Raw genomic sequence first — 23,463 nt, forward strand, 5'->3', positions numbered from 1 at the left:
CTAGGAGGCCAGGGCCCGCAGAAAGACTCTCTGGATGACGCCGAGCAGCAGCACGGCGACGAGGATGTCGAAGCTGAACCCCCCGATGCTCGGCACGATGGCCCGGATGGGGTGGAGGATCGGGTCGGTGATCGCATGCAGAAGACGGATCCAGCGGTTTCCGGGGTCGATCGGGAACCAGGACAGGATGGCCACCGCCAACAGCAGATAGATCAGGACATCCAGGGCGTAGTAGGCGATGGCGAAGAGAAGAGGCATGGGCAGGATCCTGGGAACACCCCATCATAGCTGGGAGTGAGGATCTTCCATGCGCATCGGCATCTCCTGCTACAGCACCTTCGGCGGCTCGGGCGTCGTGGCCACGGAGGTGGGCAAGGCCCTCGCCGCCCGGGGCCACGAGGTGCACATCCTCAGCCCCAGCGTGCCGCCGCGCCTGGTGGGCTTCGAGGACCGCATCAATTTTCATGAGGTCCGGGCCACCACCTATCCCCTCTTCGAGGACGCCCCCTATTCCATCGCCCTGGGCTCCAAGATGGCGGATGTGGCCGAGCATCACGGCCTGGAGATCATCCACGCGCACTACGCCATCCCCCACGCCATGGCCGCCCTGCTGGCCCGCATGGCCATCCCGAGCCTGAAGGTCGTGACCACCCTCCACGGCACGGACATCACTGTGGTGGGCAGCGACCCCAGCTACCTCCCCATGGTGAAGATGGCCATCCGGGAAAGTGATGGCGTGACTGCCGTTTCAGAGTATCTGCGGGATGAGACCTACCGGACCTTCGGGGGGGGTCGCGACATCGATGTCATCGGCAACTTCGTGGAACCCCCCGGCCAGGAGCGCCCGGACTGCCGAGCCTGGCTGGCTCCCAGGGCCACCGCGGTGCTGACGCACATCTCCAATTTCAGGCCCGTGAAGCGCGTGATGGATGTGCTGAAGGTGTTTGAGCTGGTGCGCAAGGAGGTTCCCGTCCGCCTGGTGATGGTGGGCGACGGACCGGATCGGGTGGAGGCCGAGGCCTATTGCCGCGACCGCGGGTTCGCCGCCGAGGTCCGGTTCACGGGCAAACAGCTGGACATCGGCACCGTACTGGCCTGTTCCGACCTCTTCCTGTTGCCCAGCGCCACCGAGAGCTTTGGATTGGCGGCCCTGGAGGCCATGGGTCACCGGGTGCCGGTCATCGCCAGCCGCGTGGGGGGCCTGCCCGAGGTGGTGCGCCACGGCATCGACGGCTACCTGGAGCCCATGGGTGATGTGGAGGCCATGGCAGCCGACGCGGTGACCCTGCTGCGCGACGAGGACCTGCGGCTCACCATGGGCGATGCCGCGCGCGAGCGGGCGCTCGGCACCTTCGCGGAAGGCCCCATCGTGGATCAGTACGAGGCGTTGTACCGGCGGGTACTGGGCAAAGACTGACGAGTCAGTTCAGCCTCAGAGGCGGAGGCTCCGATATAGCGGCAACTGCAGGAGTGGTGAATGGTCTGGTTTCGGGTCGCCCTGGTGGGCCTGCTGGGAATCTTCGGCATGGCCGCGGAGGGATGGCATCGCCCCTTCACCCTGCTCGGTCCGGATCAGGGGCTTCCCTCGGGGGCCATCACGAGCCTGGCCCAGGATTCGGATGGATTCATCTGGGTGGGGACGGAAAGCGCGCTCCTCCGCTACGACGGGGCTCATTGCCGGGCCTGGGGACGGGAAGACGGATTGCCGTCGAGCTTCATCCATCGCGTCCTGCCCGCCGATGGCGGGGGGGTCTGGGTTTCCACCCTGCGCGGCCTGGCCCGCTTTCGGGCCGGGCGCATCGAACGGGCCCAGTTCGACGGCCAAGCCGAATCGCTGCCCGCCAATGTCCTTGAGCTGGACCGGGAGGGCCGCCTCTGGGTCCTGACTTCGGCGGGCCTGTTCGTGCAGAAGGAGGGGCTCCGATTCCAGCGCCGTTCCGAACGGCCCTCGGGCCGGGCCTTCACCCTGGGGGCGGGATCCGGCGGCGTGATGCACCTGGGCTCCGAGGAAGGCATCGAGACCTTCCTGCCGGATGGTTCAAGCCGCCGCTGGAGTCCTGCCCAGGGCCTTCCCGCCGACGGCGTCTCGGCCGTGGCGGAGGACGGGGCCGGCCGCCTCTGGGCTGGCTCCGGCCGCAACCTGGCCATGAAAGCGCCGGGCGGGGATCGCTTCACCGACCAGTCCTCGCGTCTGGGGGGCAGCCTGTCGCCCAACAGCGTGCCCTTCAGGGATGCGGACGGCTCGGTCTGGCTCCCCACGCAGGCCGGTGCCCTGCATCTGGCCGGAGAGAAGACCGAGCAGGTCGACTCGGGCAACGGGCTCCCCTTCCGCTGGGTCCGCACGGTCTTCCGGGACCGGGAGGGCACGCTCTGGGTTCTGGGAACGGCCCTGGCCCGCCTTCAGGGCGGGGGCCGCGTCTGGAACCACTCCCTGGCCTCGGGAACCTCGGGCGAAGTGGTCTGGTCCATCATCCGGGACTCCAAGGGCACCTTGCTGGCAGCCACCGATGACGGGGCGATCCGGGTGGAGGCCGCGGGCCTGAGCCGGATCCGGGGCACCGAGGGACACCGCATCAAGGGGCTGACCACCGATCCGACGGGAACCCTCTGGATGGTCAGCACCATCGGCCCCACCCTCTGGCTGCGTCCGGGCAGCCAGAAGACGGAAGTGGCTCCGCTCGGGGACTTCGGCTTCGGCGTCAACAGCGTGATGAAGGATTCCAGGGGCGCCCTCTGGCTGGGCCACGCACGATACGGCATCCTCCGCTGGGATGCCGGCGCCCGTCGGCTCGTTCAGGAGGTCGCTCCCAACACCCAGGGCGCCCTGGGCGTGTTCCGCATCCGGGAAGACGCGCAGGGCCGGCTTTGGGCCGCCACGACGGCGGGGCTCTACCTGCGGAGCGCCCAGGGATCCTGGCGGCTCTTCAACGAGCAGGACGGCCTGCTCCCCTATGGCCTCTACGGCATGGCTTTCCTGCCGGACGGCAGCGCCTGGGTGCACTACCAGGAACCCCAGGGACTGACCCGGATCCGCATCGACGGCAGCCACCTGACGGTGCTGGAACAGCGTGTGAAGGGGCAGGGCCTCCATTCGAACCTGGTCTATGCCGTCGAAGTGGATGAACGGGACCGGACCTGGGCCTCGACGGATCTGGGGCTGGACCGCCTGGATCCGCCCCTGCACATCGGTCGCAGAGAGGGCATGGTCAGCGAGGACTGCGCCATCCAGGCCCTGCTCGCCGAGGGGGGCCGCATCTGGGTGGGCACGGCCGCCGGCCTGGTCCGCTACGAAGCGGGCGAGGCCGATCCGCTCCTGGCGCCTCCCCAGGCCCACATTCTCGAGATGGCCTTCGGGCCCCGACGGCTGGAGCCCCCCTTCGACCGGCTTACGCCGCTGCCCCATCAGGAGGCCACCGTGACCTTCCGCGTGGGGGCGCCCTCCTACCTGGGCGAAGGCCGGGCACGCCTCCAGGTCCGCCTGCTGGGACTGGAGGATGCTTGGCGCGATGTGGAAGCCCCTCTGGTGAGATACCCCGCGCTTCCCGGCGGGCGCTACCGGCTGGAGACCCGCGCATCCGACGGGGAAGGGGCGTTCGGCCCAGTCGCCGCCCTGGACTTCCAGGTCCGCCCCCCGTGGTGGCGCACCTGGTGGGCCACCGGTCTCGCCACGCTGGCCGTCCTGGGCCTGGGCCGGGTCGTCCTGCGCCTGCGCCTCGCCGCCTTGGCTCGCAGCAAGGCCGAGTTGGAAGCCCTCGTGGCCGAACGGACTGAAGAACTGCAGCACCGGAATGAGGAACTGTCCTCCGCCCTGGGCAATGTCAAGCAGCTCTCGGGCCTTCTCCCCATCTGCTCCACCTGCAAGAAGATCCGGGACGACCAGGGCTACTGGAACCAGCTGGAACACTACATCAGCGAACACTCCGAAGTCGGGTTCTCCCACGGCATCTGCCCGGATTGCGTGGAAACCATGTTTCCGAAGCGGGCCAAGGGAGGTCAGGCCCCGGAAGCGGATCCGAAGGGCTGATGTCCTCCCACCGGGGAAATACCCGGGCGGTGGCGGGGACCGGAACCTATTGTGGGGGTGGAGCGCTTCGGCTCGAGGAGGCTCCATGGTCCATCGAACGCCTCGATCCTGGCTTAATACCCTCTTCCTCGTGGGGACGCTGTCCTTAGCCCTGATCCTGGTGCCCTGGAAGGTGGCGGTGCAGGGTCTGCGCTGGAGCGAAGGGGCGGTTCTCCTGGCCATGTACTCGGCCACGGGACTTGCCATCACCGTGGGCTACCATCGGCTCTTCAGCCATCGGGCCTTCCAGGCGGCCTGGCCTGTACGACTGGCGGTGCTGCTCTTCGGAGCCGCGGCCTTCCAGAACTCCGCCATCGCCTGGTGCAGCGACCATCGCCACCACCACCGCTTCGTGGACGATCCCGAGCGCGATCCCTATCCGGTCAAGCGGGGCTTCTGGTACGCCCACTGGATCTGGGTGATGGAGGCCAAGGACCGGCCCCTGGAGGCCATCGGCGACCTGGAGCGTGATCCCCTGCTCCGGTGGCAGCGCCGGTACCACTTCTGGATCGGCGGTGCCGTGGCGGCGCTGCCCGTGCTGGCGGTGGGCCTGCTGACCCACAATGTCGTGGGCCAGCTCGTGGTCGGCCTCCTGCTGCGCATCGTCCTGACGCACCACAGCACCTTCCTCATCAATTCCGCCGCCCACTGGTTCGGCACCCAACCCTACACAGATGCCAACAGCGCCCGCGACAATGCGCTGCTGGCCCCCTTCACCTTCGGCGAGGGCTATCACAACTTCCACCACATGTGGCAGTGGGACTACCGCAACGGCCCCCGCTGGTACCAGTGGGACCCGGCGAAGTGGCTCATTGCCGCCGGAGCCTGGGTGGGCCTCACTCGGGGCTTGCGGCGGGTCTCCGCCACGGAGGTGCAGCGCGCCCGGGTGGCCATGGAAGCCCGGCGATTGGCGGCGGCGCTCACCCGGGATGCCTTCCAGGCCAGGCGGGCCCTGGAAGAGGCCCGCTTCCACATCGACGCGTCCCTTACCGCCTTCCAGGCCTGTCTCGACGCCTGGCCCGCGAGGAAGGCCGAGTGGAAGGCGAAGGGCCTCGCCAAGGCCGATGCCTGGCGCATGCTTCGGACCGAGTGGAAACACCAGCGGCTCCAGCAACGCCGCGTGCTCCGGGAAGCCTGGATGGGGTGGAACCAGGCGCGGCTGCAGGCCAAGCGGCAGGTGCTGACCTGAAAATCCGGCCGAAAGCAGGGTGGTTATGAGAGGAGATGGTCGAAGAGGCCCGGCTCGGTCACTTGCTGCCCCTGCACCGGGTGGATCGAGGGATCCCCGGCCTTCACGAGCGATCCCGCCCGCACGCCCAGCAGGCGCAGCTTCCGGTCGAGGGGCGCCCGCCTCAGGGCGGCGCGGGCCGCCTCGCGCAGCGATAGTGCATCCGCCACCGCCACCGCGAGGGCCTGATCCCGGGTGACGGTGGTGAAATCTTCAAAGCGCAGCTTGATGCCGATGGCATGGGCCCGAAGGCCCTTGCGCTCCAGATCCCCGGCGAGCCGCTCGCACAGGTCGAGCAGAATGCGTGACAAGTCCTCCCGATCCAGCCGCGCGTGGAGGTCCCGCTCGAAGGTGGTCTCCCGGCTGATGGATTTGGGCTCCCGGGACAGCGTCAGGGGCCGGTCGTCTCGGCCCTGTGCGGCATCGTGGAGCCAGCCCCCGTAGCTCCGCCCGAAGTGCTCCACCAGCCAGGCGGGATTGGCCTGCGCCAGTTCCCCGATGGTGTGGATGCCAAAGCCTTCCAGCTTGGCGCTGGCCTTGGGCCCGATGCCATTGATGGCCGAGCAGGGCAGGGGCCAGATCCGGGAGGGAATGTCCCCGTATCCCAGGATGGTCACGCCGTCGGGCTTCTGCAGCTCCGAGGCGAGCTTGGACAGCAGCTTGTTGGGCGTGATCCCGATGGAGCAGCTCAGGTTGGTGGCTCGCCGGACCGCCTCCTTGAGGCGCTGGGCCAGCTCATCGGATGTTCCCGGGACCTCCGTCAAGTCGAGGTAGATCTCATCGATGCCCCGGTCCTCGATCAGCGGCGCCACTTCCGCCACCGCGGCCTTGAAGGCCCGCGACACCCTGGCGTAGGCGTCGAAGTGGGCCGGTAGCAGGATCGCGTCTGGAGCCAGCGCTGCTGCCTTCATGAGTCCCATGCCACTGCGCACCCCGAAGGCCCGGGCCTCGTAGGTCGCCGTGGTGGCCACTCCTCGACCGACATAGTCCTTCAGCCTCGGGTGGTCCTTTCCCGCTGGCGCCGAGGCGGCGCGGCGACCGCCGACGACCACCGGAAGACCTTTCAGCTCCGGATGCTCCAGCAGCTCCACCGACGCGAAGAAGGCATCCATGTCCAGGTGGGCGATGCGGCGGACGGGTGGAACAAGATCCATCGGAGGTTCCTGGGACCGGATCAGAATGGCGAAAAATGGGCGAAAGGGCAAGGAATGCGGGTCGCCGGGTCAGCCGGGCCGCCACTGCTTCCCGGCCGTTCGGACCTGTTGGCTTGGGTGGGCGTACAGCAAAACCGGAGCCGCTCGGCTCCGGTTTGTTGAGTGGTGGCTGGAGGCAGACTCGAACTGCCGACCTAGGGATTATGAGACCCTCGCTCTAACCACCTGAGCTACCCAGCCATGAAGGAGCAGTGTAGCGCGGGCGTGGGCCTGCGTCTACGCCAGATCGTCCACCAGCACGACGATGAGGCGCTTGGGACCGTGTACGCCATAGGCCAGGGTCTGCTCGATGTCGGCGGTCTTGCTGGGGCCGGAGATCATCAGCGCGTTGGGCGGCAGGGCGCGGCCCCAGCCCAGGGCCTTCACGGCGGACCAGAAGCTGTCCTGGATCGTGGAAGCCCGCAGCAGCGCGATGTGGATGGGCGGCACCAAGGACATGAGCCGGGGCTCGGCGGGACCGGGCATCAGCAGGAGGCCGCCGGTTTCGGCGACGCCGCCCACCGTGCTGGTGAAGCCCGCATCCACCTCGCCGAAGAGTTCCTGTTTGAAGGCTTCCACGGGGCGGTCGTACGGCATCAGCCGGGTCCCGCCGGGCGCCCAGGCGGCCGCCAGGGCCGCGCCATCCTGGCAGGCGGGACCGAAGAGCAGGTTCTTCAGGCCCTCGCGGTCGCAGAAGGCGCGTACCACGGCGGGCCAGGTGGCCGGCGTGGCGTCGAGGAATTCCGTATGGACGGCCTCCATGCCTTTCCGGAGCCGGGCCACCCGCTCCGCGGCGGGCCATTGGCGGCGCTCGAGCACGGCGGTGTCGAGGGCGGGCAGGGGACCGGAATCGCCGGCAGCGCGGAGTCGGCCAAGGATGGCGGTGCGGGGATCAGGCATGGGGGCCTCCCTCGGCGCGCATCCGTTCGCTGAGCGAGCGGCGGGCGGGCACGGGCTTGGTGCGGGACTGGGTCCAGTTCTTGATCAGGGGCGCGCCGGCGGGCAGGGCCTTTCCGAAGCGGGTGGCGAACCAGGTGGCGATCCGGTAGAGGACGGGGCGCTTGGTGACGCCGGCCCAGAGGCGCCAGGCCCAGTCCTCGGTGGCGGTGCGGCCCGTCCCCTTGCCGGCCACGGTCGATCCCAGATCCTCGTGGGTGGCCTCGCGGCGGAGACGCACCAGGATTTCCGGAATGGGGATCTCCACGGGGCAGACCTCTCCGCAAGCCCCGCAGAGGCTGGAGCCGTGAATCAGGTCATGGCGCACGCCCACACCCTCCATCTGCGGCGTGAGGATTTTGCCGATGGGACCGGGGTAGACGGCCTCGTAGGCGTGACCGCCCACGCGGGTGTAGACCGGGCAGTGGTTCATGCAGGCGCCGCAGCGGATGCAGCGCAGGGTGGCGCGCAGCTGGGGATCGGCGTAGATCCGCGAGCGACCGTTGTCGAGGATGACCAGGTGGACTTCCTGGGGGCCATCCTTCTCGCCCGCGCCCCGGGGGCCGGTGATCATGTTGAAGTAGGTGCTCACCGCCTGGCCGGTGGCCGAGCGCGTGAGGATGGCGTAGAGCGGCGCCACATCCTCCAGCCTCGCCACGACCTTCTCCAGGCCCATGACGGCGATGTGGAGGGGCGGCACATGGGTGCTCATGCGGCCGTTGCCCTCGTTTTCCACCAGACACAGGGTGCCGGTTTCCGCGACGGCGAAGTTCACGCCGGACAGGCCCGCATCCGCATCCAGGAACTTCTGGCGCAGCACCTTCCGGGCCATGGCCGTGAGCTCGTCCACATCCTCGGTGTACTTCGCGTCCTTGATCTTCTGGCTGAACTGCCGGGCGATCTGGTCTTTGTTCTTGTGGATGGCCGGCATGATGATGTGGCTCGGCGTCTCGCCATCGAGCTGGATGATGTACTCGCCCAGATCGGATTCCAGGGCCTCGATGCCCTTGGATTCGAGGAAGGCGTTGAGGTGCATCTCCTCGGAGACCATGCTCTTGCCCTTGACCAGGGTCTTGGCGCCCTTGGCCTGCATGATGCCCAGGATCAGCTCGTTGGCCTGCTCGCAGGTCTCCGCCCAGTGGACCTTGATGCCATTCTTCGTGCAGTTGGCCTCGAATTGCTCGAGCAGTTCCGGCAGGTTCAGCAGGCTCCGGGAGCGGATGGCCGTGCTCAGGTCGCGGAGATCCTGCAGGTCGCGGGGATCCGGGAACTGGGCCTTGCGCTTGGTGATGAGGCCATCCATGGCGCGGCGGAAATTGGCCCGGAGCTGGGGATCCAGCAAGGCCTTGGCGGCGGCATCGCGGAAGTGGACTTCAGTCTCAGCGTGCACGGGTGCGCTCCCACAGGAATTCGGCGACATGCTGGACCTTGAGCTTGCTGTTCTTGGCTTCCAGGGTGCCATTCACATTGAGCAGGCAGCCACCATCTGTGGAAAGGACCACGGATGCGCCGGTCGCTTCGGCATCCGCGGCCTTGTCGCAGGACATGGCCGCGGAGATCTCCGGCTGCCGCACTGAGAAGGTGCCGCCGAAGCCGCAGCACTCGTGCTCCCGGGTCAGGGGCGCCAGTTCCACATGGGCGAGCTGGCCGATGAGCGCCTGGGGCTCGCCCTTCAAGCCAAGGTCGCGGACCGCGTGGCAGGAGCTGTGCCAGGTGACCTTCACGGGTTCGCCCAGATCCTTCAGCTTCACATCCAGCACATCCACAAGGAACTGGGTCAACTCGTAGACCCGGGCGCTGAAGGCGCGGACCTTAGCCTCGTCCGGCTGCCCATGGAAAAGCTCGGGATAGTGGACCTTCATCATGCCCGCACAGCTGCCGGAGGGCAGGACCACAGGCAGATCCTGGGGGAAGAGCGCCACCTGGGTGCGCGCCACCTCGCGGGCCTCCTCCCAGTAGCCGCAGTTGAAGGCGGGCTGGCCGCAGCAGGTCTGGCCCTCGGGGAAGACCACCTCCACTCCGGCTTCACGCAGGAGCTGGATGCCCGCCATGCCTGCATCGGGAAAGAACAGGTCCACCAGGCAAGTGCCGTAGAAGTAGACCTTTTTGGGTTTCGATCCATTCACTTGGAGGCCTCCGGGCGGGTTGCGGACTCGAGCAAGTATAGGAAGCTTCGGTAGACCTGGCCCGTGGACCGGGTCATGCCCACCTCGCAGGTGCGGCTGCTGGCGTAGTAGCCATCGAAGGACTGGGTCTTCACTTCGCGGGCTTCGTGCTTGGTGGCCGAGGCCGTCAGCTCCGCGTGCGTGAAGCCCCGGTCACCCGCAAAGCCGCAGCAGCCTGCATCCCGCGGGACCAGGACCTTGTCGGCGCAGGCCTTGGCCACGCCTTCCAGCTGGGGCAGGAGGTTCATCTTCGTCACGGAGCAGACGGGGTGGAGGACCACGGAACCGACCTTTCGCGTCACCTTCAGGCGGGGCAGGAGCACCTCGTTGGCGAAGGCCGTGCTGTCGATGATCTTCAGCTTGTCGAACCGGGCCTGGTTCTCGGGCGTGAGGTACCCGCGGCTGGTGATAACGCCGTAAGTGCAGGGGCTGGTGTCCATCACGATGGCCAGGCGGCCCTGCTGGCTCCACTCCCAGAACTTCTCGATGGCGTGGTTCACCGTGTAGCGGTGGGCCTCGTCATAGCCCTTGGAGGAGAAGGGCACGCCACAGCAGGTGCCTTCCACATCGAAGGGGATGTGGACGGGGTACCCGGCGCGCTCCGCCACCTTCACGAGCGCTTCCACCAGGCTCAGCTCCTCGGGCTCCCCGGGCAGGTAGCCCATCATGCGGGAGATGCAGGCGGGGAAGTAGATGGCCTGCGCGCCCTCCAGTTTGGTCACCGGGAGGGCGGCCTTGGCGGGCTTCGGCATCTCGGGGCTCCACTGGTGGGAGGCGCCGAAGGCCTTCATGGCACGGGTGATGAAGGGCATCACCTTGGGGCCGAAGAGGCTCTGCACGATGTGGCCGCTGCGCAGGGCCAGGCGCATGGCCGGCTCCACCGAAGCGAAGTTGCGGGCCACGGACAGGGCGATCTTCTGCGCCCGGCGGCTGTGGTTGGCCCGGCGGAAGCGCTTGGTGAGCTGGCCGGTGTCGATGCCCACGGGACAGGCCGTGGCGCACAGGCCATCCACCGCGCAGGTATCCAGGGCCATGTAGGGAAAGGCTTCCCGCAGGGAGGAGAGCAGGGCGGGATCCTCGCGGTTGGTTTCCAGCCGGGCCATCTCGCGGCGCACCACGATGCGCTGGCGCGGCGTGAGCGTCAACTCGCGGCTGGGGCACTTGGGCTCGCAGTAGCCGCACTCGATGCACTTGTCGACTTCCTCTTCCACGCCCGGCATGGGCTTGAGGTCGGACAGGTGGCACTTGGGATCGGCATTGAGGATGACGCCGGGGTTCAGCAGGCGCTGGGGATCCACCAGGGCCTTGAGCTGTTCCATCACGGCCTTGGCCTCGGGTCCCCACTCGGCTTCCACGAAGGGCGCCATGTTGCGGCCCGTGCCGTGCTCGGCCTTCAGGGCACCATCGTATTTCTTCACCACCAGTTCCACCACATCGTCGATGAGGGCCGAGTAACGGTCCACGGCGGCCTGATCGTTGAAGGACTGGGTGATGACGAAGTGCAGGTTGCCGTCCTTGGCGTGCCCGAAGAGGATGGCCTCGTCATAGCGGTGCTTGACGAAGAGCTTGGTGAGATCCACCGCGGCATCCGCCAGTTTCTCGATGGGGAAGGCCACATCCTCGATCAGCACGGTGGTGCCCCGCTGACGCACCGCGCCCACGGACGGGAAGGTGCCAGAGCGGATCTTCCACATGAGGGCCTGCTCCACGGGATCGTGGGTGAAGCGGGCGGGCTCGAGCAGCGTGAGGTCCGCGGCGGCGGCCAGCGCTCGGCGCTCCAGATCTGCCCGGGCGGACTCATCCTTGCCCTGGAACTCCACCAGCAGCGCCGCGGCGCCCTCGGGCAGGGTCTTGATGGTGGGGGGTGTGCCAGCCTGGTTCTCCACGGACCGCAGCGAGGCCCGGTCCAGCAGCTCCAGGGCCGCGGCACCGGCATCCCGCAGGGGCACGATGGCCGCGCAGGCCGCATGCAGGTCAGAGAAGATCAGGAAACCCGTCACCTTCACGGGCAGGTCTGGCACGGAGTTCAGCACGGCCTCGGCGATGAAGGCCAGGGTGCCTTCCGAGCCCACCAGGAGGTTGCGGAAGATGTCCACCGGGCGTTCGTAGTCGATGAAGGCGTTGAGGGAATAGCCCGTCGTGTTCTTCATCTTGTACTTGGCGCGGATGCGCTGGGCCAGCGGCTGGTTGGCTTCCAGGTCGGCCTTCAGCTTGAGCAGCCCTTCGGCCAGTGCCGGTTCTGCCTCTCGGAAGCGTGCATCCGCGTCCGCAGCGGCCGTATCGATCACGGTGCCCGAAGGCAGGACGAAGGTCAGGGATTCCAGGGTGTGGTACGCGTTCTGGGTCACGCCACAGCACATGCCACTGGAGTTGTTGGAGAGGATGCCGCCCACAGTGCAGGTGTTGATGGAGGCCGGATCAGGCCCCATCTTGGCGCGGTAGGGGCGCAGGGCGTGGTTCACATGGGCGCCGATGACGCCGGGCTGCACCTTCACCTTGGCGCCGCCCTCCAGCACCTGAATGCCGCGCCAGTTGCGGGCGACTTCCACGAGGATGCCGTCGGAGACCGACTGCCCGGACAGGCTCGTGCCCGCAGCCCGGAAGGTCATGGGGACCTGGAACTCGCGGCTCAGCCGGAACAGGGCCCGGACCTCGTCCACGCTGCCTGCGAAGACCACCGCCTTGGGGATGAGGCGGTAGAAGCTCGCATCGGAGGCGAAGGCGATCAGGTCGACGGGTCGATCCAGAACGCGATCCGGGCCGACGATGGCAACGAGGGCTTCCTTCAAGGAAGTGGCGATGGCGGCAGTGCTCATGAGAAACATCCTCTTCCCACGGGGGGCGGCAAAAGGTCCCGCCGACGGTTGGAGCTGTCGGCGGGACCCGGGGTCATTCAGTACGAGAGCGCCTGGGCCAGAGCTACTTGGCCGGGGCAGGGGCGGGCACGGTCGCCGGAGCGGCCGGGGCAACGGGGGCGGGTGCCGTCACCGCCGCAGGCGCGGCGGGAGGAAGCTGAGGCATCCAGTTGGCGGGCAGGACCTTCGCATAGAGGAAGACCACGACGCCGACCATGGCCGCCAGGGCCAGGCTGTGGAAGAACACATAACGGAGGATGGTGCCCTCCTCGCCCTGCTGGTTGGTGGCCACGGAGGCCACCACGAGGCTCTGGGCGTCGATCATCTTGCCCATGACGCCGCCGGTGGTATTGGCCGCGGCGGTGAGGATCGGGTTCAGGCCCAGCTGCTGGGCAGTGATCTTCTGGAGGCCACCGAACAGCACATTGGCGGAGGTGTCGCTGCCGGTCAGGGCCACGCCCAGCCAGCCCAGCATGGCGCTGAAGAAGGGGAACAGCACGCCGGTGCTGGCGAAGGCGAGGCCCATGGTGGCGTCCAGGCCCGCGGACTTGGAGACGAAACCAAGGCCCAGCATGGCGGCGATGGTCAGCAGGGAGATCTTCACGCGATTGACGGTCTTGCCGAAGATCTTGACGAGTTCCAGGAAGCTGAAGCCCGCCACGAGGCCACTGAGAATGCCGGCCAGGAGAAGGCTGGTGCCCGTCAGCGAGAGCCAGTTGAAGGTCCAGACCGCGGTTTCAGCGGAAGGCTTGGCCACGACGGGGGGAGCCTTGATCACATTCTTGTGGAGCAGGGGGATCTCGAAGTTCTTGACGGTGTAGCCGTAGAGGAAGTTCGGCTTGTCCTTGGTGCCGCCGTTGAGGAAGGTCTTGACCTGGGGCGTGCCCCAGGCGAACACGAACAGGGACAGGAACACCCAGGGCAGCCAGGCCTTGACGACCTTGCCGGCGGGCTGTTCGACCTTCACCGCGTGGGCATCTTCACGCTCGTGCTCATAGCGCCAGGTGGTCTTGGGCTGCCAGACCTTCAGGAACAGGACCAGGGCCACCATGGAGACGATGGCGCCGATGATGTCCACCAGCCAGGGGCCGTGGAAGTTGCTCACCGCGAACTGCGTGATGGCGAAGCTGCCACCGGCCACGAGGCAGGCCGGCCAGACTTCCATCATGGCTTTCCGCCCGGCCATGGTCCAGATGATCCAGAAGGGCACGATCAGCGAGAAGATGGGCAGGATGCGGCCCGCGGCGGCGCTGAGCATGTCCAGGGGCAGGCCGGTCACGCCGGCGAGGGCGATCAGGGGACTGCCCAGGGCGCCGTAGGCCACGGGAGCGGTGTTGCCGATGAGGGCCAGACCGGCGGCCTGGAGGGGGCGGAAGCCCAGGCCGATCAGCATGGCCGCGGAAATCGCCACGGGCGTGCCGAAGCCGGCGGCGCCCTCGATGAAGGCGCCGAAGCTGAAGGCGATCAGCAGGGCCTGGATGCGGCGGTCACCGGCCAGGCCGGCGATGGAGTGCTTCACCACTTCGAAATCCCCGGACTTCACGGTGATGTCGTAGATGAAGATGGCGTTCAGCACGATCCAGCCGATGGGCATCAGACCGAACAGGGCGCCGTGCACGGCGGCCATGCTGGCCATGCCCGCGGGCATCTTGTAGATCAGGACGGCCACCGCGTAACAGGTGAGGAGGCCCAGGATGGCCGAGTAGTGGGCCTTGACATGTTTGGCCAGGAAGCCCAACAGCACGAAGACTGGCAAAGCTGCCACCAGTGCGGAGAGGAAGATATTCCCCATGACGGGGGAATAGACTTGGGTCCACGGGGTCATGCAGCCTCCAGTTGGGTGGGGGGAGTAGGGGATGAAGAGGTAGTTTAGGAAAAGAACCTGGAGGAAGATTACAATGGGTCTAGTGGTCAGACCATAAAAACACCTTCTGCTTTTGATCACACTTTGCATGTGTTATTTTTTATGGACTTAAGCACCTCATATAAAGCGAACCCCATGGAATTCACCCCCATCAAGACCAAGCGGCTCTACGAAGAGATCGTCGAGCAGATCAAACAGCTCATCACCGACGGGAAGCTGAAGCCCGGGGACAAACTGCTGGCCGAGCGGGAACTGGCCGAGCGGTTCCAGGTCAGCCGTGCCTCGGTACGCGAGGCCATCCGCACCCTCGAGATGCTCGGCGTCATCGACATCCGCCCGGGAGAAGGCACCTTCGTCCGGAGCAGCGAGACCGACGACATCATCCGACCGCTCGCGATGTTCCTTGCCGTCGAGCGCAGCTCGCTGCTCGACATGTTCGAGATGCGGCGGATCTTCGAGACGGCCACCGCCAGCCTCGCCGCAGAGCGCGCCACCCTCGAGGAGCTGGATCAGATCGAATCCATGCTCGAGAGCATGAAGGAACGGCTGAATGTCCAGGACCCCGAGAAAGGCGAGGAGTTCGATGCCGCCTTCCACCACGCGGTCGCCGAGGCCACCCACAACAGCCTTCTGACCAAGCTGTTCAAGACCGTCTCGGAAGAGTTCGCCAAGGCCAACTCCGTGGCCCGCCGCCAGCTGTACCACGACAACATCCAGAACGCCCAGAAGATCATCGACCAGCACTCCGAGATCCTCGCCGCCATTCGATCCGGCTCGCCTCAGATGGCCTCCAAAGCCATGCTGAGCCACCTGATCTTCGCGGAAGACGAGCTGAGGAAGTGGATCGTCTAGACAAGCGGTGACGAGGGCACTTCCTGTGCCTGTGTCGTGAACAAAAGTCTGTCGCTTTTGGGAACCATAGTTTGTCGCCCCAACCCTCGAAGGGCCCCTCCGGGAGTCCTTTTTGTGCCCAAAATCGGCCACTTTTCAAGAAGGGTGAAACCATAGTTTGTCGCTGCGTGCAAAACGGAAGCATAGTTTGTCGCCGAGTGCAGACGGATCCCAATGGGCTGATGGCAAACAGCTAATGCGTGCGCGATAGACGCAAAAACTAAGATCAATGTCGTTTTGGTGCCCCTTTTTTCTTGAAGATGCCCCGTTTTCGGCAGTGAGAGTGGCTGTAAGTTGCATTGGGAGGCAGGGACTGAGGCTGGCGAGTGCGCTTGCGTCGGCCGGGTGGGCCGATGGGGATCTTGGGGCGAAATGCCGGGGCGGCCTGCCCGTCATCCATCCTTCGTTCAGGGGCGATGTGGCCCGAGGAAAAGCCTTGGCATCAAGATTCGGATCGCGCGATCGGGCTGATCCGTTTCCCGCACCCCTCGATGAGGTGACCATGTGGATCAAGAGCAAGGAAGGACTTTTCAACTCGACCGCCTACCGGTCCATCGTGGCGGAGCACTTCCAGCCGGAAGGCCCCGGGGACAAGCCGATGTCGGTCGTGGTCGGCCACTTCCTGGGCCAGAAGAAGCGCGACACGGGAGCCAACACCGAATCCGATCCCTTCGATGCGATCGCCATCTACGAAGGCGAAGGCTGCAGCTACAGGGCGGACCAGGCCATCAAACGGATCAGCACCCACCTCGGCTGGCATTCCAAGCAGTGTGATGTCGGATGACCTGACCAGCGGGGAACCCGCAGGGGTGACGGCTGGGCTTGGCCACGGGTGAAAACGCGTGAGAAGCCTGACCGCCACAAAGATCCCAAGGCCGGATGTGTGCGGATTCTAGCGATTCCGCACATGCCACCCTTGGGATGGGCCAAGGGGGCGTGCGATGGGTAGGGGATTGTCACCTTCGGTGGGGTTGAACCGACCCGAATCCCTGGTTCCGGGTGCTGTCACCGCATCCGTGGGACCGGATGACATCAGCGGGGCCATCGATGCGCTCGTGGCGACCGGGATGGACCGCTGGGATGCCGTGGTGTCCATGATCGCAGCGGGGATGGATCCGGCCGCGTTTCCGGCCTTGGCGGCCGTGCCCCGGAACTTCCTGCGCCACGAGGCCATGCGGAATCTCGAGAAGGCCATGATCGTCCTGCAGGGCATCGCGCAGGTGGATCCCAAGGGCGCCAACGCCGCGATGAACTTCATCCTGGAAGGGCGCACCATCTGTTACGACTACCTCCAGAACCTGTCCGGTGGCATGAAATGGATCACCTCGCTGCCCAGGGACCTGACCGTCACTGGTCCCATGTTCATGGAGAAGCTTTCCGTGAAGGACCTTCCGGAAAACCTGACGGCGGACCTGTTTCTGCGGGATTCCCCCGTCAGGACCCTTGGTAAGGGACTGCACATCTCCGGCAGCCTGGATCTTGGGAACACGAAGATCACCACCCTGCCTGAAGGGTTGTGGGTGGACGGATTTCTGGATCTCACCAAAGCCAGGAAGTGGGACGGTCAGATCCCCGCTGGTGCCAGGATCCGAACCCTTTACACCCCCCGGCATCCGAATGGTGATGGCCGTGACAGGCAGTCGATAAAGCTGAAGGAATGGCGCGCCCTTTACCCACACGGTGAACCAAGGGGATGAACCCTCTGTGGCTGGATCAGTCGCTGATTTCCCGCAATTGGAAGCGACTCCCGGGTGAACCGGCGACAGGCATCAGATCAATCTCTTCGATGTCGAAACCTTCCTCTTGCAGGCTTTCACGGGAAAATGCGATGGCTGCCTCGCGGCTGTCGAAGACCCCGAGTTCCGTTTCGGTGTCCGGATCCCAAGCGCCGTTGGGATTGGGATCGACTTCCAGCAGAACGATCTTCATGGGCGGCCCTTGTGGTGAAGCCCAATTCTAGTCCGAAACCGGCCCGGCCACTGACTTGCGCCTGTCCCTGGCCTTCTTCAGGGCTTCCCGCCGGTGTTTCGGGCAGTAGGTCAGCAGCCAGTCGCCCACCGAGCCGGTCATTCCGGGCTTGCCGCAGGTCTCGCAGATGGTGGCGGACTGTTCCTCGGCAGCTTCGGTCAGTTCAATCGCCTCATCGGACACGGACCCGCCAGTCAGGTAGAAGCGCAGGGTTCCGTATTTCTCCTTCACCTGACAGGCGCGCATCGGCGCTTGGCCTTCAGCCAACTGCTGGCGGGCCATGCCCTCCAGGGCCGTGCAGAGGTCCCATATGAGCGGGTGCCAGCCCGGTCCCGCACTGAGGGAAAGGATCCGTTCCTTTTCCCCGAACAGGATCGGGAATGCCGCCGGGAAGGGCCTCCAGTCGATCATGCCCATGTCCGGTGTCCTTTCAGGCGGCTGGTCTGTCAGTTCGTCGCGCGGCCCCATTCTGAGCCGTCGAGGGGGTCTTGGGAGGGAGGTGGAATCGGCCCGGCGGACCCGCGGGGATCATGAGGCAATTGGTGGGCTCCAATTCCCGGACGTCCGCTCTAAGGTGGAAGCCTTGCCGGGGGTAGTCATGTGGCAGGGGCATCCCGGGATTTCGATATGACCGGATGGCATATGGGTGCCGTATTCATTGAAGTTGGGCAAACCGTTTTCCATAAATATAAAACTTACAACACTTGAAACGGCATGACCCACCAGGTTTAGCGGTTGATTCCGGCGCGCGGAAAGAACACTATCTAAATGAACAGGCCACCCATTGGAACCCGAATGTCTTCCCCATTTCTTCATGCCAGTGCCGGATTCGGCACCGACCCCGTTCGTGCGTGGCCGTGATGGGAAAGGCGACCCCGCTGACACGATCCGAGGTCATGGCGCGAATCCGCGGCCGGGACACCTCGCCGGAACTGGCCCTGCGCAAGGAACTGCACGCGCGTGGTGCCCGCTTCCGGGTGGACTACCGGATCCCGGGGGTCGGAAGGGTCGACATCGCGTTCACCCGCCGGCGGCTGGCCATCTTCGTGGACGGCTGCTTCTGGCACTGCTGCCCGGAGCATGGGGTCAGGCCGAAAACCAACGTCGCGTTCTGGCGGGACAAGCTGGACGGCAACCGGGCCAGGGATGCCAAGCAGGTCCTGGTGCTCCGGTCCATGGGCTGGTCCGTGATCAGGGTGTGGGAACACGACCTGGAGGCGGATCTGGCATCGGTCACCAGGACGGTATTGGAAGTGTTGCATTCACCTGAGGAAGACCATCAATGAAGACCGATCGTTCGCATTGCTCACCGAAATCCGGCGTGGTGGAAGGCGCGGAGACGACGCCCGAACCGTCCAAGGCCAAGGTGAAGGCGCTCATGGCAAGGAAGCTCAAGCGGATCCAGGACGGGGGGGAGATCCGCACCCTAGACCTGTTCGCGGGCTGCGGCGGCATCGCCCTGGGTTTCCACGCGGCCGGCTACCAGACGGTCGGCGCGGTGGAGATCGATCCCTTCGCGGCGCTGTCCTTCGCCAGGAACTTCGGGAAGCACGCGCCCCACGCCGACCCGGCGACGCTGGGCCTCCCGAGGGACATCACCAAGCTGGACCCACCCGAATTCCTTGCGGGGCTGGGGATCAAAGGCCCCGTGGACGATTCCGTCGATGTCCTGGTCGGCGGCCCGCCCTGTCAGGCTTTCGCCCGTGTGGGACGGGCCAAGCTGCGCGAGGTGGACAGCCACCCCCAGGCGTTCAAGCAGGATCCGCGCGGGAACCTCTACCTGCGTTACCTGGCCTACATTCGGGCCACCCGGCCGCTGGCGATCCTGATGGAGAATGTGCCGGACGTCCTGAACTACGGCGGGCACAACATCTCCCAGGAAGTGTGCGAGATCCTGGAAGCGGAAGGCTATTCCTGCAAGTACACCCTGCTGAACAGCGCCTACTATGGCGTCCCGCAGATGCGTGAACGGATGTTCCTGGTCGCCATCCACGGCGTTGCCAAGCGCAGCTTCGAGTTCCCCAAACCGACCCACTTCGTGAACCTGCCTTCGGGGTATGAGCACACGCGGGTGGTGGCACTGAAGGCGACCCGTGGGGGTGGTGGGAGCCTTTTCAACGATGACATCTTCAGCAGCGACGAAAACCACCTTGAACGGCCGCCCGTGCCCAAGGTTGGCCTCCCGCCGTCCATCACGGTGGAACAGGCGATCTATGACCTTCCGTTCCTTGACGCGGCCAAGCTGCTGAAGGACGGGGATCTGATCCGGGGCGCCAAGCGGTTCGACAAGCCCTTGCCCTACGGCAGCGAACCCCATACCGGCTACGCGCGCCTGATGCGGGAGTGGCCCGGGTTCGAGGCCAGGGACGGGGTGTATGACCACGTCATCCGCTACCTGCCCCGTGACTTCAAGCTCTTCAAGCGGATGAAGCCGGGGGACCAGTATCCCCAGGCGTATGCGATGGCCGTGACCATGTTCAAGGAGGAATACCGGAAGCTGCAGCGGAAGGGGCACGCCCCGGCCGAAGGCACCAAGGCATGGCAGGTGCTGTGGGATTCGTTCGTCCCACCCTATGACGCCAGCAAGTTCCCGAATAAGTGGCGGAAGCTGGAGGCCGACATGCCGTCCCGGACGCTGCTGGCGCACCTGGGCAAGGATTCCTATTCGCACATCCACCCGGACAACGGGCAGGGTCGGACCATCTCCGTCCGGGATGGCGCGCGCCTGCAGTCCTTCCCGGACGGGTTCCTGTTCGAGGGCACCATCAACCCGGCCTTCAAGCAGATCGGCAACGCGGTCCCGCCCCTGATGGCCTATGCGCTGGCCCGGAACATCCGCGCGGCGCTCGGGGCGAAGGAACTGAAGGACATCAGGGTCGGCTACATCCTCTGACGTGTTGGGCCTATCCGGCCCGGCCCATCAGGCGGGTATGGGGGGCAGGACGGAAGCCAGGAGTTCCTGGACCTGGCTGACCCCCATGCCCGGTCGCATCGAGATGGCCCCGAACCGGTATTCCCGGTGGTATCCCTTCTGGAAGAACACTTCCGGTGAATCCGATTCCCGCCATTCCGCCCCCCGGTCCCTGACCTCCCGGTTGGGTGTCAGCAGGAACGCGCTTCGGATCGGGTGTTCCATGACGCCGCCAGCGCGAGCCATGACCAGGGCGTCCTTGTACATGTGGGTGGAGGCGATGGCGGAATCCAGCGCCTGTTCCACCCGGTATTTCGCGTCCAGGATCACCGTCGGGACCCACTTGCCAGGGGCTTCCACGTCGATCGCGATGTCCGGGTTCATGGGGCGGGAATAGCTTCCCACCGCGGGGGCCGGGACCTTCCAGATCTCCCCATAGGTCGGCTGGAAGGTCAGCCGGTAGGGGCCGAACTTGAAGGGTTTCGCGTCCAGTTTGACGGTGAGGCAGCCCTGGGACATCCGGTCCTCCAGGGTCTCCTTCCAGCCTTCCGCGCCAAGCAGTCCGGATGCCGCCCGGAGGATCCGAAGGAAGGACCAGAACTCATAGAGGTCGTAGGTCCGGTTGACGGGGATGTCCATGAAGTCGCCGGCGATGTCCCCGATGCCCGCCATGAAGGCCCGATAGGTCTCATGGAAGGTCCGGTAGGCCGGAACCCTACGGAAGACGTGGCTGGTCTGGATGCCGCCGTAGGTCGGCTTGACCCCATCGAACAGCGGCAGGGTGGTCAGCCGCATCAGGCGCTGGAGCATGCCCGTGACGCGCTTGCGCATCAACGGTGGTGCCGGGCGGCGTTCCCTCTCCAGCCGATCAAGGGACTTCTGCACCCTGGCCAGGAATCCCTGCCACATGTGAAGCACGGCGAGCATATCGGAATGCTCACGGCGCCTGTTGTCGGTCTGGAGGATGGTCCGGGAGACCATTTCGGGGTAACGCCCACCAAGACGATCGATCACCTTCCGGACGGACGGTTCAAGGCGGTCCAGTTCCGCGTCCGGTAGGCGCTTGGCGCTTCGCAGCGCCCTTGCCAGGGCCATGGGCGTGGTGATCCCGCCATGTCCGAACGGGACCATCTTCTGATGCCGTTCCCCGTTCAGCCACGGGGCGCGGTCAATCTCTCGGACAGCGTGTTCCATCCTGCTGAACCAGCGGCTGAGGTATTCAAACCTGGCGATCTCGGGAGGGCGGTCCAGACCGCGATCGAAGCCGACCTTGTGTCCCGCGATCGACGCGATCGCCAGGGAATCATCGATGATGTCCCCGATCATCTTCAGGTAGTCATCCCGCGTCAGCTTCGCCGTGGCGGGGTCGGTCGTGACCGTCACCTGCAGCGGGGCTTCGCCGGGACTGACCAGCTTCAGTTCGGCAGTCCCGGCGTGGAATCCGATGGACCATGGCCACCACGCGCAGGTCGGCGACTTCGCGATGCAGACCAGTGGCTGGTCATTGAGGGACAGTTGCAGGGCGTAGACGTCCGTTTCCGGGGGATGGGTGGTGACCAGGTGGACATCCATGCCCTCCGCCAACCGCCCTTCCGGCACCGGATCGGTGGCCGGGTGGAGCTGGAACACTTCGCCATCCGGAAGGCGAAGGTCGATCCTGGCCTTGCTCATGACCAGTATTGGAAGGACTCGAATTCATCGAGATCCTGCTTCATCTGGCGCACCTTCGCCAGGGACTTGGGCAGGCCCGCGAACAGGGTCTCCAACTGGTCGAGCACGCCCGAATGGCGCCTACTGCCCTTCAGCTTCGTGAGGATCTTCTGGTGAACCTGGACGTCCATGGCTTCGGCCGCCAGCAGGGACTTCGCATTGGCGAAACCCAGGAACTTCACCATCTCCTTGACGGTCCGGTACCCGAAGTGAAGCCCAAATGGCTCAAGTGCTGCGTGGAGGTCATTGATGAAGGCGCCGAAAGCGGCATCGCCCGCGTGCGCGCAGGCCGGATCTGAGGCGATGGCGGTCAGGTAGGTGGGGATGTCCACTTCGCTCATGTCGATCACGTTGGCCCGGTCCAGCAGCTTCGGGCTGAACGGCCGGGTGGTCTCGTCCATGTTCACGGTGCCTACGATGTAGAGGTTCGCCGGCCATGGGATGGACTTCGGAACGCCGGCTTCCGCCTCGTCGACATCGTGCAGATGGATGTCGCCGCCCGTTTCCATCGCGCTCATGATGTCCGCGAAGTAGTGTTCGGGCTGGGCCAGGTTCATCTCATCGAGGCAGACGAACATCGGCATGTCCCGATTGGCGTTGGCCCTGATCAGGGCTTCCAGGAAGCGGGTGGACCGGTACTTCCCGGTCACGGAATCCAGGTAGCCCAGCAGGTGGGCGGGTTCGGTCCAGTCCGGCCGTACCGGGATCAGCATGAAGTTGTCGTTGGCCAGCTTCAGGTCCGGGATTCCGACGACCGCATACGAATAGCATCTGGCCAGTAGGGTTTTGCCGGTCCCGGAGATGCCTGTCAGCAGGACGAAGTGCTTCTGCGCCTGATGATTCATGGCCACGTGATAGCGGTGGACCAGGGTATCGGGGAAGACCCCGCCCAGGTTCTTGACCCGTTTCACGATCTCCTTTGGGTCCACATCCGCCGGTTCAAGACCCACGCCCACGAAGGTCGCAGCCGTGGATGCGCCGGCCCTGGAGATCGGGACCGGGGGCAGGTGCTTTCGGATGAATTCAAGGTAGGAGATCTCAACCGGGTCCAGCGTTCCACCACGCTTCACGTCAGCGTAGTAGGCCATCGTCGGGGGGACGCTGATGCCAATCCATGGATCGGCCAGATCGATGGATGTGGGATCCGAATCCGGCGTTGGGGTGACGGACCCGCCGGGCTGGCGAAGATACAGGGAACCTTCATGAAGATAGACGCGGACCTTGCTGGTGTCCCCGGCCTGGGCCTTGATCGCGGTCTGCCTTGCCGCCAGCGCCTTCAGGGCGGGCTTCCCCTTGTAGACCAGGGCTAGATTCAGGAAACAGCCGTTGGGCAGGACAAATGTCGTCAGGAAGCTGAAGGGGGCGTCGGCATCCGCAAGCGCCTTGAAATCCACGTTGAGGATGTTGAACAGGCCGACTCGGACGCCATTCTCCATCGCGAAAGGGCCATTGCTGGCACTGAGGGCTTCCCGCTTGCCGGTGCGGGCGGTGGCGCCCGGAACCGACCGTTCCAGCCATTCCAGGAAAGTGCCGTATTCGTCTTCAGCAATGCTGGGCATCTTGACTCCGACCACACTCGTTTTCAGACCAGTTGACCGCTGGAGCCTACCATCTGGGGCTGTGGACCGCAAAGTCACATATCCTGTCCATTCCCATTGAAATCGATGCGAATGCCACGT

General features: G+C 65.5%; 19 protein-coding genes and 1 tRNA gene. 8 read left to right on the top strand and 12 right to left on the bottom strand.

Going from position 1 to position 23,463, the window contains the following annotated elements; genetic code table 11:
• Nucleotides 1-258 (bottom strand): YggT family protein, encoded by a 258-nt coding sequence (locus QZ647_RS06755; protein WP_286353102.1) that lies wholly within the window; start codon nt 256-258, stop codon nt 1-3.
• A 49-nt stretch (nt 259-307) separates the two neighbouring features.
• Here QZ647_RS06755 and bshA point away from each other — a divergent pair, with 49 nt between their 5' ends.
• The 3 genes from bshA (at nt 308) to QZ647_RS06770 (ending at nt 5,252) form a co-directional block, all read left to right on the top strand.
• The gene (bshA, locus tag QZ647_RS06760; RefSeq protein WP_291271428.1) at nt 308-1,417 is read left to right on the top strand and encodes an N-acetyl-alpha-D-glucosaminyl L-malate synthase BshA; all 1,110 of its coding nucleotides are present in this window, start codon (nt 308-310) and stop codon (nt 1,415-1,417) included.
• A gap of 60 nt (nt 1,418-1,477) precedes the next feature.
• Entirely contained in the window at nt 1,478-4,024 is a 2,547-nt protein-coding gene (locus QZ647_RS06765) for a two-component regulator propeller domain-containing protein (RefSeq protein WP_291271429.1), read from the top strand.
• Between the two features lie 85 nt (nt 4,025-4,109).
• Nucleotides 4,110-5,252, top strand: a complete 1,143-nt coding sequence (locus QZ647_RS06770) for an acyl-CoA desaturase (protein ID WP_291271430.1) — start codon at nt 4,110-4,112, stop codon at nt 5,250-5,252.
• A 23-nt stretch (nt 5,253-5,275) separates the two neighbouring features.
• Here QZ647_RS06770 and dinB read toward each other — a convergent pair whose 3' ends face one another.
• The 7 genes from dinB to QZ647_RS06805 all read right to left on the bottom strand — a co-directional run bounded on the left by dinB (nt 5,276) and on the right by QZ647_RS06805 (nt 14,265).
• Entirely contained in the window at nt 5,276-6,445 is a 1,170-nt protein-coding gene (gene dinB, locus QZ647_RS06775) for a DNA polymerase IV (RefSeq protein ID WP_291271431.1), read from the bottom strand.
• A 163-nt stretch (nt 6,446-6,608) separates the two neighbouring features.
• A tRNA-Met gene (locus QZ647_RS06780) sits at nt 6,609-6,685 on the bottom strand.
• 36 nt (nt 6,686-6,721) lie between these two features.
• A complete protein-coding gene (locus QZ647_RS06785; RefSeq protein WP_291271432.1) occupies nt 6,722-7,384 on the bottom strand; it encodes a lactate utilization protein in 663 nt (220 codons plus the stop codon).
• Nucleotides 7,377-8,810, bottom strand: a complete 1,434-nt coding sequence (locus QZ647_RS06790; protein WP_291271433.1) for a LutB/LldF family L-lactate oxidation iron-sulfur protein — start codon at nt 8,808-8,810, stop codon at nt 7,377-7,379. The genes QZ647_RS06785 and QZ647_RS06790 overlap by 8 nt, the downstream gene beginning before the upstream one ends.
• Nucleotides 8,800-9,546 carry a (Fe-S)-binding protein gene (locus QZ647_RS06795; RefSeq protein ID WP_291271434.1) on the bottom strand — a complete coding sequence of 249 codons (747 nt, stop codon included), beginning with the start codon at nt 9,544-9,546 and terminating at the stop codon, nt 8,800-8,802. Before QZ647_RS06795 ends, QZ647_RS06790 begins: the two co-directional genes overlap by 11 nt.
• Entirely contained in the window at nt 9,543-12,401 is a 2,859-nt protein-coding gene (locus QZ647_RS06800; protein ID WP_291271435.1) for an FAD-binding and (Fe-S)-binding domain-containing protein, read from the bottom strand. Before QZ647_RS06800 ends, QZ647_RS06795 begins: the two co-directional genes overlap by 4 nt.
• 103 nt (nt 12,402-12,504) lie before the next feature.
• A complete protein-coding gene (locus QZ647_RS06805) occupies nt 12,505-14,265 on the bottom strand; it encodes an L-lactate permease (RefSeq protein ID WP_286353088.1) in 1,761 nt (586 codons plus the stop codon).
• A gap of 174 nt (nt 14,266-14,439) precedes the next feature.
• Here QZ647_RS06805 and QZ647_RS06810 point away from each other — a divergent pair, with 174 nt between their 5' ends.
• The 3 genes from QZ647_RS06810 (at nt 14,440) to QZ647_RS06820 (ending at nt 16,892) form a co-directional block, all read left to right on the top strand.
• On the top strand, nt 14,440-15,156 hold the full coding sequence (locus tag QZ647_RS06810) for a FadR/GntR family transcriptional regulator (RefSeq protein ID WP_291271436.1): 717 nt from the start codon (nt 14,440-14,442) through the stop codon (nt 15,154-15,156).
• A gap of 541 nt (nt 15,157-15,697) precedes the next feature.
• Nucleotides 15,698-15,979, top strand: a complete 282-nt coding sequence (locus QZ647_RS06815; protein ID WP_291271437.1) for a hypothetical protein — start codon at nt 15,698-15,700, stop codon at nt 15,977-15,979.
• A 409-nt stretch (nt 15,980-16,388) separates the two neighbouring features.
• Nucleotides 16,389-16,892 carry a hypothetical protein gene (locus QZ647_RS06820; RefSeq protein ID WP_291271438.1) on the top strand — a complete coding sequence of 168 codons (504 nt, stop codon included), beginning with the start codon at nt 16,389-16,391 and terminating at the stop codon, nt 16,890-16,892.
• A 16-nt stretch (nt 16,893-16,908) separates the two neighbouring features.
• On the opposite strand, the gene QZ647_RS06825 is transcribed toward QZ647_RS06820, so the two are convergent.
• Both QZ647_RS06825 and QZ647_RS06830 read right to left on the bottom strand, forming a co-directional pair.
• Nucleotides 16,909-17,124 carry a hypothetical protein gene (locus QZ647_RS06825; protein WP_291271439.1) on the bottom strand — a complete coding sequence of 72 codons (216 nt, stop codon included), beginning with the start codon at nt 17,122-17,124 and terminating at the stop codon, nt 16,909-16,911.
• A 27-nt stretch (nt 17,125-17,151) separates the two neighbouring features.
• The gene (locus QZ647_RS06830; protein ID WP_291271440.1) at nt 17,152-17,445 is read right to left on the bottom strand and encodes a hypothetical protein; all 294 of its coding nucleotides are present in this window, start codon (nt 17,443-17,445) and stop codon (nt 17,152-17,154) included.
• A gap of 578 nt (nt 17,446-18,023) precedes the next feature.
• On the opposite strand from QZ647_RS06830, the gene QZ647_RS06835 reads away from it, so the two are divergent.
• Nucleotides 18,024-18,449: a very short patch repair endonuclease gene (locus tag QZ647_RS06835; protein WP_291271441.1), complete on the top strand. Its 426-nt coding sequence runs from the start codon at nt 18,024-18,026 to the stop codon at nt 18,447-18,449.
• Nucleotides 18,446-20,056, top strand: a complete 1,611-nt coding sequence (locus QZ647_RS06840) for a DNA cytosine methyltransferase (RefSeq protein WP_291271442.1) — start codon at nt 18,446-18,448, stop codon at nt 20,054-20,056. The genes QZ647_RS06835 and QZ647_RS06840 overlap by 4 nt, the downstream gene beginning before the upstream one ends.
• A 27-nt stretch (nt 20,057-20,083) precedes the next feature.
• On the opposite strand, the gene QZ647_RS06845 is transcribed toward QZ647_RS06840, so the two are convergent.
• Nucleotides 20,084-21,745, bottom strand: a complete 1,662-nt coding sequence (locus QZ647_RS06845; protein ID WP_291271443.1) for a DUF2357 domain-containing protein — start codon at nt 21,743-21,745, stop codon at nt 20,084-20,086.
• On the bottom strand, nt 21,742-23,343 hold the full coding sequence (locus tag QZ647_RS06850; protein WP_291271444.1) for a hypothetical protein: 1,602 nt from the start codon (nt 23,341-23,343) through the stop codon (nt 21,742-21,744). Before QZ647_RS06850 ends, QZ647_RS06845 begins: the two co-directional genes overlap by 4 nt.
• Nucleotides 23,344-23,463 lie beyond the last annotated feature (120 nt).

The sequence above is a fragment of the Geothrix sp. genome (assembly GCF_020622065.1).
Lineage (GTDB): Bacteria > Acidobacteriota > Holophagae > Holophagales > Holophagaceae > Geothrix.

Bases quoted from the DNA above. Each gene is read 5' to 3' on its own strand.
- QZ647_RS06755 (WP_286353102.1), bottom strand. From the start codon at position 258: ATGCCTCTTCTCTTCGCCATCGCCTACTACGCCCTGGATGTCCTGATC.
- bshA (WP_291271428.1), top strand. From the start codon at position 308: ATGCGCATCGGCATCTCCTGCTACAGCACCTTCGGCGGCTCGGGCGTC.
- QZ647_RS06765 (WP_291271429.1), top strand. From the start codon at position 1,478: ATGGTCTGGTTTCGGGTCGCCCTGGTGGGCCTGCTGGGAATCTTCGGC.
- QZ647_RS06770 (WP_291271430.1), top strand. From the start codon at position 4,110: ATGGTCCATCGAACGCCTCGATCCTGGCTTAATACCCTCTTCCTCGTG.
- dinB (WP_291271431.1), bottom strand. From the start codon at position 6,445: ATGGATCTTGTTCCACCCGTCCGCCGCATCGCCCACCTGGACATGGAT.
- QZ647_RS06785 (WP_291271432.1), bottom strand. From the start codon at position 7,384: ATGCCTGATCCCCGCACCGCCATCCTTGGCCGACTCCGCGCTGCCGGC.
- QZ647_RS06800 (WP_291271435.1), bottom strand. From the start codon at position 12,401: ATGAGCACTGCCGCCATCGCCACTTCCTTGAAGGAAGCCCTCGTTGCC.
- QZ647_RS06805 (WP_286353088.1), bottom strand. From the start codon at position 14,265: ATGACCCCGTGGACCCAAGTCTATTCCCCCGTCATGGGGAATATCTTC.
- QZ647_RS06810 (WP_291271436.1), top strand. From the start codon at position 14,440: ATGGAATTCACCCCCATCAAGACCAAGCGGCTCTACGAAGAGATCGTC.
- QZ647_RS06815 (WP_291271437.1), top strand. From the start codon at position 15,698: ATGTGGATCAAGAGCAAGGAAGGACTTTTCAACTCGACCGCCTACCGG.
- QZ647_RS06820 (WP_291271438.1), top strand. From the start codon at position 16,389: ATGATCGTCCTGCAGGGCATCGCGCAGGTGGATCCCAAGGGCGCCAAC.
- QZ647_RS06825 (WP_291271439.1), bottom strand. From the start codon at position 17,124: ATGAAGATCGTTCTGCTGGAAGTCGATCCCAATCCCAACGGCGCTTGG.
- QZ647_RS06830 (WP_291271440.1), bottom strand. From the start codon at position 17,445: ATGGCCCGCCAGCAGTTGGCTGAAGGCCAAGCGCCGATGCGCGCCTGT.
- QZ647_RS06835 (WP_291271441.1), top strand. From the start codon at position 18,024: ATGGGAAAGGCGACCCCGCTGACACGATCCGAGGTCATGGCGCGAATC.
- QZ647_RS06840 (WP_291271442.1), top strand. From the start codon at position 18,446: ATGAAGACCGATCGTTCGCATTGCTCACCGAAATCCGGCGTGGTGGAA.
- QZ647_RS06845 (WP_291271443.1), bottom strand. From the start codon at position 21,745: ATGAGCAAGGCCAGGATCGACCTTCGCCTTCCGGATGGCGAAGTGTTC.
- QZ647_RS06850 (WP_291271444.1), bottom strand. From the start codon at position 23,343: ATGCCCAGCATTGCTGAAGACGAATACGGCACTTTCCTGGAATGGCTG.